The sequence below is a fragment of the Bradyrhizobium sp. Pha-3 genome, assembly GCF_042258615.1.
Taxonomy (GTDB): domain Bacteria; phylum Pseudomonadota; class Alphaproteobacteria; order Rhizobiales; family Xanthobacteraceae; genus Bradyrhizobium.
This window is the reverse complement of the sequence record NZ_CP170152.1, coordinates 1,776,014-1,791,380: the sequence shown is the minus strand read 5'-3', so window position 1 is coordinate 1,791,380 and position 15,367 is coordinate 1,776,014. Positions and strand designations below refer to the sequence as shown.

General features: G+C 64.8%; 14 protein-coding genes. 4 read left to right on the top strand and 10 right to left on the bottom strand.

The window, feature by feature from the left end; translation table 11 throughout:
* Window positions 1-6: 6 nt before the first annotated feature.
* The 3 genes from ACE10Z_RS08360 to ACE10Z_RS08350 all read right to left on the bottom strand — a co-directional run bounded on the left by ACE10Z_RS08360 (window position 7) and on the right by ACE10Z_RS08350 (window position 2,421).
* Window positions 7-699 (bottom strand): response regulator transcription factor, encoded by a 693-nt coding sequence (locus tag ACE10Z_RS08360; RefSeq protein WP_212315806.1) that lies wholly within the window; start codon window positions 697-699, stop codon window positions 7-9.
* Between the two features lie 146 nt (window positions 700-845).
* Window positions 846-1,376: a hypothetical protein gene (locus tag ACE10Z_RS08355; RefSeq protein ID WP_375787501.1), complete on the bottom strand. Its 531-nt coding sequence runs from the start codon at window positions 1,374-1,376 to the stop codon at window positions 846-848.
* Window positions 1,377-1,533: 157 nt separating this feature from the next.
* Entirely contained in the window at window positions 1,534-2,421 is an 888-nt protein-coding gene (locus ACE10Z_RS08350) for a LysR substrate-binding domain-containing protein (RefSeq protein WP_375787500.1), read from the bottom strand.
* 629 nt (window positions 2,422-3,050) lie between these two features.
* Between ACE10Z_RS08350 and ACE10Z_RS08345 the strand changes: the two genes are divergently transcribed.
* Window positions 3,051-4,511 carry a catalase gene (locus ACE10Z_RS08345; protein WP_375787499.1) on the top strand — a complete coding sequence of 487 codons (1,461 nt, stop codon included), beginning with the start codon at window positions 3,051-3,053 and terminating at the stop codon, window positions 4,509-4,511.
* A gap of 149 nt (window positions 4,512-4,660) precedes the next feature.
* Here ACE10Z_RS08345 and ACE10Z_RS08340 read toward each other — a convergent pair whose 3' ends face one another.
* The 4 genes from ACE10Z_RS08340 to ACE10Z_RS08325 form a co-directional block, all read right to left on the bottom strand.
* On the bottom strand, window positions 4,661-7,000 hold the full coding sequence (locus tag ACE10Z_RS08340; RefSeq protein ID WP_375787498.1) for a Tex family protein: 2,340 nt from the start codon (window positions 6,998-7,000) through the stop codon (window positions 4,661-4,663).
* Between the two features lie 119 nt (window positions 7,001-7,119).
* Window positions 7,120-7,974, bottom strand: coding sequence for an amidohydrolase family protein (locus ACE10Z_RS08335; RefSeq protein WP_375787497.1), 855 nt, complete (start codon window positions 7,972-7,974; stop codon window positions 7,120-7,122).
* The gene (locus tag ACE10Z_RS08330) at window positions 7,971-9,020 is read right to left on the bottom strand and encodes an aldo/keto reductase (RefSeq protein ID WP_375787496.1); all 1,050 of its coding nucleotides are present in this window, start codon (window positions 9,018-9,020) and stop codon (window positions 7,971-7,973) included. The genes ACE10Z_RS08335 and ACE10Z_RS08330 overlap by 4 nt, the downstream gene beginning before the upstream one ends.
* A gap of 153 nt (window positions 9,021-9,173) precedes the next feature.
* Window positions 9,174-9,491 carry a monooxygenase gene (locus ACE10Z_RS08325; protein ID WP_375787494.1) on the bottom strand — a complete coding sequence of 106 codons (318 nt, stop codon included), beginning with the start codon at window positions 9,489-9,491 and terminating at the stop codon, window positions 9,174-9,176.
* An 89-nt stretch (window positions 9,492-9,580) separates the two neighbouring features.
* Here ACE10Z_RS08325 and ACE10Z_RS08320 point away from each other — a divergent pair, with 89 nt between their 5' ends.
* Window positions 9,581-10,150 carry a TetR/AcrR family transcriptional regulator gene (locus tag ACE10Z_RS08320; RefSeq protein WP_375787493.1) on the top strand — a complete coding sequence of 190 codons (570 nt, stop codon included), beginning with the start codon at window positions 9,581-9,583 and terminating at the stop codon, window positions 10,148-10,150.
* A 2-nt stretch (window positions 10,151-10,152) separates the two neighbouring features.
* Here ACE10Z_RS08320 and ACE10Z_RS08315 read toward each other — a convergent pair whose 3' ends face one another.
* Window positions 10,153-10,383, bottom strand: coding sequence for a hypothetical protein (locus ACE10Z_RS08315; RefSeq protein ID WP_375787492.1), 231 nt, complete (start codon window positions 10,381-10,383; stop codon window positions 10,153-10,155).
* Window positions 10,384-10,614: 231 nt separating this feature from the next.
* On the opposite strand from ACE10Z_RS08315, the gene paaG reads away from it, so the two are divergent.
* Window positions 10,615-11,406, top strand: a complete 792-nt coding sequence (paaG, locus tag ACE10Z_RS08310; protein WP_375787491.1) for a 2-(1,2-epoxy-1,2-dihydrophenyl)acetyl-CoA isomerase PaaG — start codon at window positions 10,615-10,617, stop codon at window positions 11,404-11,406.
* 115 nt (window positions 11,407-11,521) lie between these two features.
* The gene (gene paaZ, locus ACE10Z_RS08305) at window positions 11,522-13,549 is read left to right on the top strand and encodes a phenylacetic acid degradation bifunctional protein PaaZ (protein ID WP_375787490.1); all 2,028 of its coding nucleotides are present in this window, start codon (window positions 11,522-11,524) and stop codon (window positions 13,547-13,549) included.
* Window positions 13,550-13,557: 8 nt separating this feature from the next.
* Here the strand turns inward: paaZ and ACE10Z_RS08300 are convergent, their stop codons facing one another.
* Window positions 13,558-14,211, bottom strand: coding sequence for a TetR family transcriptional regulator (locus ACE10Z_RS08300; protein ID WP_375787489.1), 654 nt, complete (start codon window positions 14,209-14,211; stop codon window positions 13,558-13,560).
* Window positions 14,212-14,386: 175 nt separating this feature from the next.
* Window positions 14,387-15,307, bottom strand: coding sequence for a LysR substrate-binding domain-containing protein (locus tag ACE10Z_RS08295; protein WP_097673243.1), 921 nt, complete (start codon window positions 15,305-15,307; stop codon window positions 14,387-14,389).
* Between the last annotated feature and the right edge of the window lie 60 nt (window positions 15,308-15,367).

Sequence of the window (15,367 nt, the reverse complement as noted above, 5' to 3'; positions counted from 1 at the left end):
AGGGTTTTAGCCAGGAGCACGGAGGCAGTACCCGATGCCGCGGATCGTGTGGATCAGCGGATAGGCTTGCTGGTCGTCGACCTTGCGGCGCACCCGCCCGACATAGACGTCGATGATGTTGGTCGAGGGGTCGAAGTGCAGGTCCCAGACGTGCTGCAGCAGCATGGCGCGCGACACCACGCGGCCTTCGTTGCGCGCGAGATATTCGAGCAGCTGAAATTCCTTCGGCAGCAGCGGAATCTTGCGGCCGTGGCGGCTTGCCGTCCGCGCGATCAGATCGACCGCGAGATCGCCGACCCGCAGGATGGTCTCCTTGGCTACGGTTTCGCTGCGGCGGCCAAGCGCCTCCAGCCGCGCCAGCAGCTCGACAAAGGAAAACGGCTTGACCAGATAATCGTCGCCGCCGGCGCGCAAACCGCGCACGCGGTCATCGACCTCGCCGAGCGCGCTGATGATCAGGAACGGCACCGCGATGCCGTCGTCGCGCATCTGGCGCATCACCGTGATGCCGTCGATGTCCGGCAGCATGCGATCGATCGTGATCACGGCGTAGTCGCGGGCCGCCCCCTGGCTCAGCGCCTCGCGGCCGTTCGCAGCCAGATCCACGTCGTAGCCGCTGGTGGTCAGCTCCTCGACCAGCTGACCGGCGGTCTCCGGATCGTCCTCGACGACGAGAATGCGGCGGTGAGCTCCGGTCATGTTCTTGAACTCTCCGAGTTGTCCTGAACTCCCCGAGTTCTCAAACTCTCCGAGCGCCCCGCAACAGTCGCCGCCAGACTATCCCATTCCGGGGCTGGATGGAACGCCTGGCGACGACCGCGACAACGGTGCGGTTCGTTGGGCGATCACCAATAGTCCCCGCACACATTGACCCATTGCAGCCCGTACGACGTCCATACCCTGCGGTAGCAGCCGTCATAGTAATCGGCATAGATGGCGGGCCCGCCGAAGAAGGCGAAGCGATGGAAGCGGTGATGGTGGTGGAAGAAGCCGCCATGATGGAAGAAGTGCGAGCCGTGGAATCCGGCGCCGGCGAATCGCGGGCCGAACGCCGGTGCACCGGCGAAGCGCGCGCCGCCGAAATGCCCACCGGCAAAATGTCCGCCGCCACCCATGGCGGCGAACGCCATACCTCCACCGCGCATGCCGCCGCCGAAACCACCGCCATGCATTCCGCCACCGAAACCACCACCGTGCATGCCACCGCCCATGGCGGCACCAAAACCGCCGCCATGGCCGCCGCCGAAGCCACCGCCACCGCCGTGCCCACCACCACCACCGCCACCGCCGCCACCCCTGGCGAGGGCTACGGGTGCAAGCGCAACGCTGACAGCGAGCGTCGCCGCCGTGAGAAACGTGAAGAGCCTGCTCGTCATGAAATCCTCCCTGATTGGGACCGCGGCGAACCTCGTGTCGCCGCATGCAGAGGATGATCAGAAGACGCAAGCGCGAGGCCGACTTCAACTGACAAATGCGCCAGATTCTGACGCCGGATTTAGGATTCGGGTCTTTGCAGGATCGCAGCGAGCGTCATCAGACCGCATCGACGTCGAACGAGCCTGCGATCTGCTTCAGCCTGTCTGCCAGCGTCGAAAATTCCGATGTGCGCGGATCGCTCCGGCGCCAGGCGAGCCCGATCTTCCGCGAATAATTGGCGCCGCGCAGCCGTGAATAGACGACCGCGTCGCGCTCCGAGACGGCAAGGGCCGGGACGAGCGTGCAGCCTTCTCCGGCAGCAACCATGTACTTCAGCGTTTCCAGACTGGTGGCGAGGCGATTGCTCCGGTCCGGGGCAGAACAGCCGACCAGCGCCTGTTCGCGCAGACAGTGCCCTTCCTGCAGCAACAGACGATCCTGGGCGTCGAGCCCTTCCCAAGTCGGCCCGCTCTTCCTGGACGCCGGATGGCCCCTGGGACAGGCGAGCAGAAACGGTTCCGAAAACAACGTCGCCGTCGCCAACGCCGGATCGTTCTGCGGCAGGGATAGCAGCACGGCGTCGAGATCGCCGTCGATCAGCTTCGACAAGAGTTCGTCAGTCAGACCCTCGCTGAGCACGAGACCGAGCTTCGGATATCGCCGCCTGAGCCCCTGGAGAATCCTCGGGAAAAGATACGGGCCGAGCGTCGAAATCGCAGCAAGACGCAACGAACCGCCAAAGGGCTCGTCCGACCGTTGCGCCAGGGTCAACAGAAGCCTTGCTTCGGCAAGGACCCGACGGGCCTGTTCGACGAAAGTTCGTCCCTCCGTCGTCACGATCACGCGCCTCGTCGTTCGCTCGAAGATGGCAATTCCAAGCCACGCCTCGAGCTTCCTGACCTGTGCGGAAAGCGACGGTTGAGCGACACGGCAATGCTCGGCGGCCCTTACGAAGCTCCCGTGATCCGCGATGGCGACGACATATTCCAGGTCGCGTAACGACATCCCGCTCAGGTTCATGCCGCAAGCCCTCGATTGATAGGCAACACCTGGCGAGATAGGTATGGCCTGACCTTGGGACTATCAATCCGCGCCGATCCCAATCCGGCGGCCGTTCGATGCCAGGAATTACGATAGGTCACGTGTTGCGTGGACACGTCGAAAACCCGGCCGAGCCGGGAACGAGCGGCGGTCATTCACTGCACCGATGGCCGCAATCAGTGGACTTTTGGCCGGGATCGACGGGCTTGTCTCGTTGTTGTCAGGCGCCGGGCCTTCTAGTTCTCGGGTCGAAGAAGCCCGGAGAGCAAGCCGATGCATCAAGTTGACTGAAATCACTGTCCGGGGTCGCGAGAGGCACATTTTCGCGGGCGGATGACAGGCCGGCATTAAGAGGCACTGCCTCTCAATCGCATAGCATCCTCGTCATTCTCCTATCGAAGCCGAAGTGACAAGGTCCTCTCGGCCACTTTAGTCCGGGTGCCCCCCTCGAATGACAAGGCAAGCAGGCCGTTTTAGGCGCGACCAACGGTCGTAACTCGAGCGGTAACGACCAGAGGCTTTGCCGGCGCCGCCTTGCGGATGCGCCGGGAAGCGAAGTGCTGACCTTCAACAGACAAACCCAGGAGTTTTCGATGAGCGAGATCAAGAGACCGTTTCTGACCCACGCCTCCGGCGCACCCGTTGCCGATAATGTGAACATCATGACGGCGGGGCCGCGCGGGCCGGCGCTCTTGCAGGACGTCTGGCTGATCGAGAAGCTGGCGCACTTTCACCGCGAAGTGATCCCGGAGCGGCGGATGCACGCCAAGGGGGCCGGCGCGCACGGCACCTTCACCGTCACCCACGACATCACGCGCTACACCAAAGCCAGCATCTTCTCGCAGATCGGCAAGCAGACGCCGATGTTCGCGCGGTTCTCGACCGTTGCCGGCGAGCGCGGCGCGGCGGACGCCGAGCGCGACATCCGCGGCTTCGCGTTGAAATTCTACACCGATGAAGGCAACTGGGACGTGGTGGGCAACAACACGCCGGTATTCTTCTTCCGCGATCCCCTGCGCTTCATCGACCTCAACCACGCGATCAAGCGGCATCCGCGCACCGGCGTGCGCGACCCCGACATGAACTGGGATTTCTGGACGCTGCTGCCGGAAGCGCTGCACCAGGTCACCATCGTCATGAGCGAGCGCGGCATTCCGAAGAGCTTCCGTCACCAGCACGGCTTCGGCAGCCACACCTACAGCTTCATCAACGCCAACAACGAGCGCAGCTGGGTCAAGTTCCACTTCCGCACCCAGCAGGGTGTCCAGAACCTGACCGATGCCGAGGCCGAGGCATTGGTCGGCAAGGACCGCGAGAGCCACCAGCGCGATCTGTTCAACAGCATCGAGCGTGGCGACTTCCCGCGCTGGACGCTGTTCATCCAGGTGATGACCGACGCACAGGCCAACGCCTTCCCGTTCAATCCGTTCGATCTGACCAAGGTGTGGCCGAAGGCGGATTATCCCCTGATCGAGGTCGGTCACTTCGAGCTCAACCGTAACCCGGAGAACTTCTTCGCCGAGGTCGAACAGGCGGCGTTCGCGCCGGCGAATGTCGTGCCCGGCATCGGCTATTCGCCGGACAAGATGCTGCAGGCCCGCCTGTTCTCCTATGGCGACGCGCAACGCTACCGGCTCGGCGTCAACCACCATCAGATCCCGGTCAACGCGCCGAAATGCCCGTTCCACAGCTATCACCGCGACGGCGCGATGCGCACCGACGGCAACCTGGGCGCCACGCTGACCTATTGGCCGAACAGCCATGGCGAGTGGACCGACCAGCCGCAACTGAACGAGCCGCCGCTCGAGCTCTCAGGCGCGGCCGCACATTGGGACCATCGCGTGGATGAGGACCACTGGCAGCAGCCGGGCGATCTGTTCCGCAAGATGAATGCCGCACAAAAGCAGGCGCTGTTCGACAACACCGCCCGCCAGGTCGGCCAGGCGTCGAAGCACATTCAGGAACGGCATGTTGCGAATTGCAGCAAAGCCGATCCGGCCTACGGCAGGGGTGTCGCGGATGCGCTGGCGCGGTTTGCCGCGGGCAAGTCGTAGCGCGGACCGCCATTCGTCCCGTCATCCTGAGGAGCGCCGTAGGCGCGTCTCGAAGGATGGACGGCCACAGTAGGGCCGTCGTGCTTCGAGACGGCCGCTCCGCGGCCTCCTCAGCATGACGGGGACGGAATTGCGCCCGTACCGCGGACCTAGGTCGGCTTGCCGCGCCCGCTCTTCTCGGCCGCGCGGCGCAGCGCCTCGGCAAGCGCGCCGCCGCCGGACTGCTCCTGCGGACGGCGCGGAGCTGATGACGTCATCTTGGCGGAGCCGCGCGAGAAATCGCGCGACATTCCGGCGTTGTCCTTCTTCGGCCCGATCTCGTCGTCAAGCCGCAAGGTCAGCGCGATGCGCTTGCGCGCCACCTCGACATCCAGCACCTTGACCTTGACGATGTCGCCCGGCTTCACCACCTCGCGCGGGTCCTTGATGAAGTTTCGGGACATCGCGGAGATGTGCACCAGGCCATCCTGGTGCACGCCAATATCGACGAAAGCACCGAAGGCGGCGACATTGGTCACAGTGCCTTCGAGGATCATGCCCTTCTTGAGATCCTTGACCTCCTCGACGCCTTCCTTGAACACCGCCGCCTTGAACGCCGGACGCGGGTCGCGGCCGGGCTTTTCCAGTTCGCGCAGAATGTCGGTGACGGTCGGCAGGCCAAACGTGTCGTCGACAAAGGATTGCGGCCTCAGTCCGCGCACCACATCGGCGTTGCCGATCAGCGCCTTGATGTCGCTCTTGGTCGCCTCGAGGATACGGCGTACCACCGGATAGGCTTCCGGATGCACGCCGGATGAATCGAGCGGATCCTCGCCGTTGCTGATGCGCAGGAAGCCGGCGCATTGCTCGAACGCCTTCGGCCCGAGCCGCGGCACCTCCTTCAGCGCCTTGCGCGACTTGAACGGGCCGTTGGCGTCGCGATGCTGCACGATGCTCTGCGCCAGCCCCTGCCCGATGCCCGACACCCGCGAGAGCAGCGGCACCGAGGCGGTGTTGGCATCGACGCCGACCGCGTTCACGCAATCTTCCACCACGGCATCGAGCGAGCGCGCCAGCTTGGCCTCGCCGAGATCGTGCTGGTACTGGCCGACGCCGATTGCCTTCGGATCGATCTTGACCAGTTCAGCCAGCGGATCCTGCAGGCGCCGCGCGATCGAGACCGCGCCGCGAATGGTGACGTCGAGATCGGGCAACTCGTTCGAGGCGAAGGCGGAGGCCGAGTAGACCGACGCGCCGGCTTCGGAGACCACGATCTTGGTCATCTTGCGCTCGGGCAGCCGCTTCACGAGCTCGGCGGCGAGCTTGTCGGTCTCGCGTGAGGCCGTGCCGTTGCCGATTGCGATCAGCTCGACGCCATGCTCGATCGCGAGCTTGCCGAGAATGGCCAGCGCCTCGTCCCAGCGCCGTTGCGGCTCGTGCGGAAAGATCGCCGTATGCGCCACCACCTTGCCGGTCGCATCGATCACCGCGACCTTGACGCCGGTGCGATAGCCGGGATCGAGCCCCATGGTGGCGCGCGGGCCGGCCGGCGCCGCCAGCAGCAGGTCGCGCAGATTCGAGGCGAACACGCGCACAGCCTCGGTCTCGGCTGCGGTCCACAGCCGCATCCGCAAATCGATGTTGAGATGGATCTGGATCTTGGTGCGCCAAGCCCAGCGCACCGTTTCCGTCAGCCACTTGTCGCCCTTGCGGCCCTGGCTGGAGATCGCGAAGCGGTTCATGATCCGGAGCTCGTAGAGGCCGGGCACGCCGACCGCCGGCGCCTCGGCTTCCGGCTTGATCGCGAGGTCGAGGATCTCCTCCTTCTCGCCGCGGAACAGCGCCAGGATGCGGTGCGACGGCAGCTTCGGCAGCGGCTCGGAGAAATCGAAATAGTCCTTGAACTTCTCGCCTTCGGTCTTTTTGCCGGTGCGGACGGTCGAGGCCATGATGCCGTTCGACCACATCTCCTCGCGCAGCGCGCCGATCAGGTCGGCATCCTCGGCGAAGCGCTCGACCAGGATCGCGCGCGCGCCGTCCAGCGCGGCGGCGACGTCGGCGACCTGCTTCTCGGCATTGACGAAGGGCGTCGCAGCCTCGTTCGGATCGTTCTGCGGCTGCGTCAACAGGAGATCGGCGAGCGGCTCGAGCCCGGCCTCCTTGGCGATCTCGGCCTTGGTGCGACGCTTCGGCTTGTACGGCAGATAGATGTCTTCCAGACGGCCCTTGCTGTCGGCAGCCATGATCTGGGCTTCGAGCGCGGCATCGAGCTTGCCCTGCTCGCGAATCGAATTGAGCACCGCGGTGCGGCGCTCCTCGAGCTCGCGCAAATATGTCAGCCGCTCTTCCAGCGTGCGCAGCTGCGCATCATCGAGCGCGCCGGTGAGCTCCTTGCGGTATCGCGCGATGAACGGCACCGTGGCGCCGCCGTCGAGCAGCGTCACCGCCGCCTCGACCTGCTCGTCGCGAACTCCCAGCTCCTGCGCAATCTGATGATGGATCTTTGCCACGCCTGTCTCTCTCACCCCGTTGCGCCGCCAAATCACCGATGGCGCGGACGCCGCTTATGGACCATCCCGGAATGATTCATCAAGGCGCGCTGTGGATCAAATTTGCCGCGCCGCACGCGCTATTTCCGGGATGTTGGCCGTCCGCGGCTTGACAAATAGACCCGCGCCGCATTGCCGCCGAAAATCGCAGCTCTTGCCTCACTTGACAAATCAGCCAGCAAGGTTTCAGCCGCCGCGAACCATTGCGCATAGCCGCCGGCGAGGTTGACGACGGGCCAATCGCTGCCCCACAGCAGCCGCTGCGGACCGAAGCATGCCAGTGCATGCTCCACCGCCTCGCGCAAATCGGCGACCTGCCAGTTCGGCGCCGCCTCCGTTGCAAGGCCCGACAGCTTGCAGACGACGTTGGACCGCGCGGCGAGGCTTGCGATGTCGTCCTTCCAGGCCGCGATGTCGCCGGTTGCGAGTTGCGGCTTGCCGAAATGGTCGAGCACGAATTGCAGGTCCGGATGGCGATCGACCAGCTGAACAAGCCGAGGCAGATGGCGTGGCAGCACCAGCGCGTCGAATACGAGGTCATGCCGCACCATCGCCTCGAGCGGCGCCGCCAGCTCCGGCCGCAGCAGCCAGTCGTCATCGGCGATGTCCTGCACCATCGGCCGCAAGCCGACCAGCAGTTCGCGATCGGCGATCGCATCGATCCGCGCCGCGGCATCGGCGGCATCGAAGTCGATCCAGCCGACCACGCCGCGCACCAGCTCCGAGCCTTTGGCGACGTCGAGCATGAACGCCGTCTCCGCCTCGGTCGGCGCCGCCTGCACCAGGATCGTGCCGTCCATGGCAGCCGCAACGAGATGCGGCATCAAATCGGTCAGCCCGAAGTCGCGATAGATCGGCCCGCGCTCTGGCGTCAGCCAGCCGTAATCGGCGCGCGCCAAGGTCCACACATGGTGATGGGCATCGATCCGCATCATGCCGGCACCGGCGCGTGCCGATCGAGCAACGCCTCGGCTTTCAGGTCACGCCACAGCGCGGCGGGGACGGGCGACGACAATGCGGCGGCATTGCGCTCGACCTCCTGCGGCGTCTGTGCGCCGAGCACGACGCTCGCGACCGCCGGATGGCCAAGCGCGAAATGCAGCGCGGCGGTCGCGAGCGCCACGCTGTGGGCGCGGCAAACGCGCTCGATCGCCGCCACCTTGTGCAGCACGTCGGGCGGCGCGTCCTTGTAATTGTACTTGGCGCCGGCAACCGCGCCGGTCGCCAGGATGCCGGAGTTGAACACGCCGCCGAGCATCACACCGATGCCTTGCGCTTGCGCCAGCGGCAGGAATTCGGCCAGCGCCGGCTGCTCCAGCAGCGAGTAGCGGCCGGCGAGCAGCATGGTGTCGAACGTTCCGGCCCTGGCGAAGCGCACGCACATCTCGGCCTCGTTGACGCCGATCCCGATACCCTTGACCACGCGCTCGGCGCGCAATTTGTCGAGCGCGACATAAGCGCCCTCCATCGCCTCGCGGAATCTGGCTTCGATGGCGTCGGCGCCATGGGTCCAGACGTCGACGTCGTGGATCAGCAGCAAGTCGATATGATCGGTGCCGAGCCGCAGCAGCGACTGCTCGACCGAGCGCATGGTTCCGTCATAGGAATAATCAACCACCGCACGATGCGGTTGGCCGCCGACGAAGTTCGAACCGTCGCCGCGGCCGTGGAACGCGTCGATCCAGCGCCCGACCTTGGTACAGACAACGATGTCGTCACGCGCCACGCGGCGCAGCGCGGTGCCGCAGCGATGCTCGGCGAGACCATGGCCATAGAGCGGTGAGGAATCCAGCAGGTTCACGCCCAGCGCAAACGCCCGCTCCGCTGCCGCGATCGCGGTGGCGTCGTCGAGCCGCGCGAAGAGATCGCCGAGCGGCGCGGTGCCGAAACCGAGGATGGAGACATCGAGCCCGGTGCGACCGAGCCTGCGGCGTGGCAGCGTCGACGCAGGCGTCGGATGTAAGGACGGAGATTGGTTCACCGTGACGGCTCCCTTGCAGTTTTCTTGCTTGCAGGGAGACTAGCCTCGCGAGCGTGCCGAGCACAAGCGGACGCACCTCACATCCGGACCTTGCGCCGTCGAGCGACGGCCGAAAGTTCCGTGCCGCCGTGGATCTGACGTGACGACGCGATCCTATTCGTCGTCAGAGCTGATCTCCTTGGTCACATTGTCGACCACGACGGGGCTTTCGAAATAGGTCACCGTCGGATCGGCGCCGTATTTCTCGCGGGCACGGGCGCGCCACGCATCGGTGTACAGCGCCTCCGCCTCACCCCTCGAGTTCCAGAAATAGATGCCACCGGCCGTCATGCCGTCCTCGGACAGCACATAGGTCTTGCGGAACAGCCCCGGCACGTCGCGATAGAGCGGTGCGGTACTCAGGAAGATGCTGCGCGCTTCTTCGCGCGTGACCGGCTTCGGCAATTTGAACGTCGTGACGGCGGTGATCATCTGGACCTCCTGGGCATCATTCTTGACATCATTGTCAATCTTGACAATATTGTCAAGAATAGTCTATTGGAGCGAACCGAATGGTAGGCATGCGTCAGTTTGACGAGGACGAGGTGATCGCAACCGCGCTCGACGTGTTCTGGCGCAAGGGCCTGCACGACGCGACCATGCAGGACCTCGCGGAGGCGACCGGCGTGCAGCGCGGCAGCCTCTACAACGCCTATGGCGACAAGGAAGCGATTTTCCTGCGCGCCTTCGACCAATATACCGGGCAGTTCCTGGAGGCGGCCGGCAACGCGCTCTCGCAGGGCGACACTGCGGCGGGGCTGAGGCACTTCTTCGACATGATCATCGTCAACATGACTGGCGGTTCGCCGCCGCGCGGCTGCCTGACCACGCGCACGGCGCTCGACGCGGCCATTTCAAGCGCAGATGTGCGTCAGCGCGTGCAGGATGTGCTCGCGCGGCTCGAGCAGCTGATCGGCAAGGCCCTCGGAACGGCGCCGGGCAAGCGCAGCGCGGCCGATGCGAACCGGTTGGCGCGCGTCATCGTGACGTACACGCGCGGGCTGGCGGTGATGGAGCGCGCCGGATACAGCCGCAAACAGTTGAGGGATTTGGCCGCAACGTTCATCGACGCGGTCGTTAGCAATGCCTGAGGTCAGCCCGGCTGCCTGCACGACCATGCGCCGACGAAGGTCGGCAGCGCAAAGACGCCCTGCATGGCGACGATCTCGGTGCGCAACCGCTCAGCAAAACTGTCCACCGCCAGATCCGCCTCGGTGGCGACGCCGAGCTTGGCGATATGCGGTAGATTGCTGCGCAGGCCGCTCGCCATGTAGTCGTAACCGTCGAAATCCTCTCCGCCTCCGGCCGGTGCAAACAGGCTCATGCGCGGTGCGGGAAGCTTCGCGAATACTCCGTGTCGTGCCGCGCGCGAAACTCATCTGACGTCGTGCGCGAGATCGCGACCGGGAATAGAATCGTCCGCGCTCGATAAGCCCCACGACGCCATCGATGCCAGAGTGTGGGATAATTATAATTGACTGACCGGACGGTCAATCGTAATCCGGACGCAGGTCACGCGACCTTCGGTCATCAGAAGCCGCAATGGGAGGTAATCATGGTCAGCGATATGGTGTTGACCGATATCCGCGACGGATATCGCGTCCTGACGCTCAACCGGCCCGATCGCCTGAATTCCTTCAGCGCCGAACTGCACACCGCCTTGCTCACCGCGTTGACGGACGCCGAGCAGGACAGATCCTGCCGTGCGCTGATCCTGACCGGGGCCGGACGCGGCTTCTGCGCCGGCCAGGATCTTTCGGACGGCGTCTTCACGCCAGGCGAGACGCCAGATCTCTCCGTGCGAATTGAAAAATTCTACAATCCGCTGGTGCGCAAGCTGCGTAGCATCCCGATGCCGGTCGTGTGCGCCGTCAACGGCGTTGCGGCCGGCGCCGGCGCCAACGTCGCCTTTGCCTGCGACATCGTGATCGCGGCGCGGTCGGCCAAGTTCATCCAGGCCTTCGCCAAGCTCGGCCTCGTCCCGGATTCCGGTGGCACCTGGTTCCTGCCGCGACTGGTCGGCCCTGCCCGGGCGCGCGCCTTGACGCTGCTGGCCGAGCCCGTCTCGACAGAACAGGCGCAGTCATGGGGTATGATCTGGAAGATGGTTGAGGATGCGGACCTGATGACCGAGGCTCACGCGCTCGCCGCCAACCTCGCGACGCAACCCACGGATGGCCTCGCGCTGATCAAGCAGGCGCTTGATGCGTCCGAGACCAACACGCTCGATGCGCAGCTCGACCTCGAGCGCGATTTCCAGGGCCGCGCCGGGCGAACGCCGGATTTCGCCGAGGGCGTGACCGCGTTCCTCGAGAAACGCGCACCGCGCTTCGTCGGACGCATCTAGACGCAGAATTGAACGTTCCGCCGCCAAGGCAAGACGCAACATAGATCACAGGTCAAAGGATTCGATTTCAATGACACAGCCTCAATCCGGCCGCGCGCGAACAGCAGACTCCGTCATGAAACTCGACAGCTTCGTCCGTGGACATTGGACCGGTCCCGGCGAACCCGCCGCCGAGATTCACAGCGCAGTCACCGGCGACGTGGTGGCGGTCGCGACCAGGAGCGATCTCGACATGCGCGAGATCCTCGCCTATGGCCGCACGGTCGGCGGCAAAAATCTGCGCAAGCTGTCGTTCCACCAGCGTGCCGGCCTGCTGAAGACGCTGGCCGACTATCTGAGCCAGCACAAGGACCGGCTCTACAAGCTGTCGCTCCATGCGGGCGCAACCCGCACCGATGCCATGATCGACGTCGATGGCGGCATCGGCACGCTGTTCGCCTATGCCAGCAAGGGACGCCGCGAGCTTCCGAACACCAGGTACCTGCTCGACGGCAACGTCGAGGGGCTCTCCAAGGGCGGCGCATTCGCCGGTCAGCACATCGTCACGCCGTTGCGCGGGGTGGCCGTGCATATCAACGCATTCAACTTCCCGTGCTGGGGCATGCTGGAGAAGCTGGCGCCCGCGTTGCTTGGAGGCGTTGCCGTCGTCACCAAGCCCGCGACCGTCACCTCGTATGTCGCCTACGAGTTGGTGCAGATGATCACCGAGTCCGGCGCACTGCCGGAAGGCGTCCTGCAGTTCATCGTTGGATCGACCGGCGACCTGTTCGACCACCTCACCTGCCAGGACGTGGTGTCCTTTACGGGCTCGGCCGACACCTCACAAAAGCTGCAACGGCATCCGGTCATCGCGCGCGAAGCGGTCCGCTTCATCGCCGAGCGGGATTCGCTCAACGCGGCAATCCTCGCGCCGGACGCCGTGCCGGGAAGCCCGGAGTTCGACCTCTTCATCAAGGAGGTGGCGAAGGAGATGACGGTCAAGGCCGGGCAGAAATGCACCGCGATCCGCCGCGCGCTGGCGCCGGCAGCGCAGGTCGACGCCGTCATCACGGCGCTGCGCGAGCGTCTCGCCAAGGTCACGATCGGCAATCCCGAGAATGAGAAGGTCAGGATGGGACCGCTGGTCGGCCTTGCCCAGCGCAGCGATGTGCTTGCTCACGTGGCGAGGCTTCGCACCGAAGCCGAACTGGTGGCCGGCGATCCCGACAACTTCCCGCTTATCGACGCCGACGCCCGGCGCGGCGCCTTCGTCCCACCGCTGCTGCTGCACTGCTCGAAACCGCTCGCGGCAACCGCAGTGCACGAGATCGAGGCGTTCGGGCCTGTCAGCACCGTAATGGGCTATGACGACCTCGAGCAAGCCATCGCGCTGACCAATCGCGGCGGCGGCAGCCTGGTCGCATCGGTCTACACCCACGACATCCCGGCCGCGACTGAACTCGCGTTCGGCATCGGCAGCTTTCACGGCCGTGTCGCGATCATCGATCGCGACTGCGCGACCGAGCATACCGGGCACGGCTCGCCGATGCCGCAGATGGTTCACGGCGGACCGGGTCGCGCCGGCGGCGGCGAGGAACTGGGCGGCGTCCGCAGCCTCCAGCACTACATGCAGCGCACCGCCTTGCAGGGTTCGCCGGCGATGCTGAGCGGCGTCACCGGTCGCTGGTTCAAGGGCAGCCCGGTGCTCGAAGGTGACCTGCACCCGTTCCGCTATCACTACGACGATCTCGAGATCGGCCGCACGCTGGTCTCGAAGGCGCGGCAGATCACGCTCGACGACATCGAGCACTTCGCGCATTTCACGGGCGACACCTTCTACGCCCATATGGACGAGGAAGCGACCAAGGGACATCCGTTCTTCCCCGGCCGCGTCGCGCATGGTTACCTGCTGCTGTCGTTCGCGGCCGGCCTGTTCGTCGATCCCGACTACGGACCGGTGCTGGCGAATTACGGCCTCGACTCGTTGCGCTTCGTGAAGCCGGTCCAACCAGGCGAACAGATCCAGGTGCGGCTGACCGCGAAGGAAAAGACGCCGCGCAACAAGCAGTATGGCGAGGTGCGCTGGGACGTCGAGATCACGACCGGCACTGGCGAGACGGCGGCGACATATGAACTTCTGACGATGAACGCGATGCGGGCGTAACGCGCAGCTCAGAGCAACTCGGCCTGCCGGCTTCGGCCGGCGGGCTTTGCCTTGCTGCGCGGCCGGATGGCGGCGGCATCCGCAGCACCGGCCAGCACCAGTTGCGCGACGAAGTCGGCGTATTCGACGCGGGTCATCGGCCCGCCCTCGCGAAACCACATATAGTGCCAGTTCAACATGCCGAACACGCTCATTGTCAGCGGCTTAAGGACACGCTTCTCCTTCGCTGCCGGCACCGCCGCGGCGAGCGCATCCGACATGATCCCGACGAGAATCCGCTCGCTCGCAAGCAGCGGCTGCTGCTTGTCCTTCGGCAGCAGCTTGAGACTAGCAATCTGGACCTGATGCTCGGCGTCGGCATGCCGGTAGAGCTCAAGCAACGTCGCCACGATCGTCCTGAAGCGCTCGACCGGATCGCCGGCCTGTGCGCTCGCCTTCCGAACCGCCGCCACGAGCGTCTCGAGATGCGACGACAGGATATCGAACAGGATCGCCTCCTTGTCGGGGTAATAGTGATAGAGCAGCGCCTTCGAGACACCGCAGGCGTCGGCAATGGTGTTCATCGATGTGCCGACATAGCCCGATGCGGCAAACAGCTCGGCCGAGCGATGCAGCATCGAGAGGCGCTTGTCGTCGTAGTCTTTGGCGCGCGATCGGGCCATGTCTTTCCGTTCCACAAGCCGGCTATTCGGCTCTCGTCCAGAGATGTGAATTAACTGACGGCAAAATTCCGGGACCACCGCCCCTGCTTGCGCCGGGCCGCGTCCGAACCAGCATTTATTGACCATCCGGTCGAATAATTCCATGGCTGAGTTGGAATGGCGCCTCTCCGGGCCGCTAGTCGAGCTTGAACGGCTCCGATCCGGGATAGGAATGGGCGACGAACTCGCAGAAGGCGCGGGCCGCCGGTGAAAGCGCCGCGTTGCCCTTCCAGGCAAGCCCGACATCCATGGTATGGACGTCGTCATCAAGCGTCTTGAGCTCGATGCGATGTCCCTCGAGCGACCAGGGACGGTAGACCATGTCCGACAGGATGGTGATCCCCATCCCGGTCGCGACCATGCTGCGCACGGCCTCCACCGACAGGGTGCGGAAGATGACGTTGGGCACATGCGCCGTGTGCTGCCAGTAGCGCATTGCGGAGCGCTCGGCCTCATCAACGGTCAACATGAGATAGGGCTCGCTCGCCAGATCGGTCAGCTTGATGTTGTCCTTGCGCAGCAGCGGATGATTGACGCATGTCCACAACCGACGCGCCGAGCGCAGCAGCAGCCGCGAGCGGATGGAGTGGCGGTCATGCAGATTCGCGATCAGCATGATGGCCGCATCGACGCTGCCGCTGATCAGGCTTTGCTCGATCGCATCGCGTTGAAACTCGTGCAGCCGGACCGTGATGCCCGGGAAGGACCGCCAGAATCGCGTCAGCAACGGCGGCAGGAAATATCCAGCAACGGTATAGCTCACGGCAACGTCGACGGTGCCGTCGACCTGTGTTCCCCAGCGATGCGGCCCCCGCGTCGCATCTGACACGCTCGCCTCGATCGCGCGGGCGCGCTGCAAGAACTCGTGGCCGTCAAACGTCAGCGTCACGCCGTTGGAATGGCGGTCGAACAATTTGCGGCCGAGTTCGGCCTCGAGCGCCTTGATGGACGACGTGACCGCCGATTGCGTCACGTTCAGAGCCGCCGCGGCCGCGGAAACGCGTCCGCTCTCCGCTGTCGCGATGAAGTGCCGAACCTGACGGAACGTCAGAGACATAAATATTTCCGATATCAGCGAACGATATTTCGAATTTTACAATCCCGCTACGGAACGGAA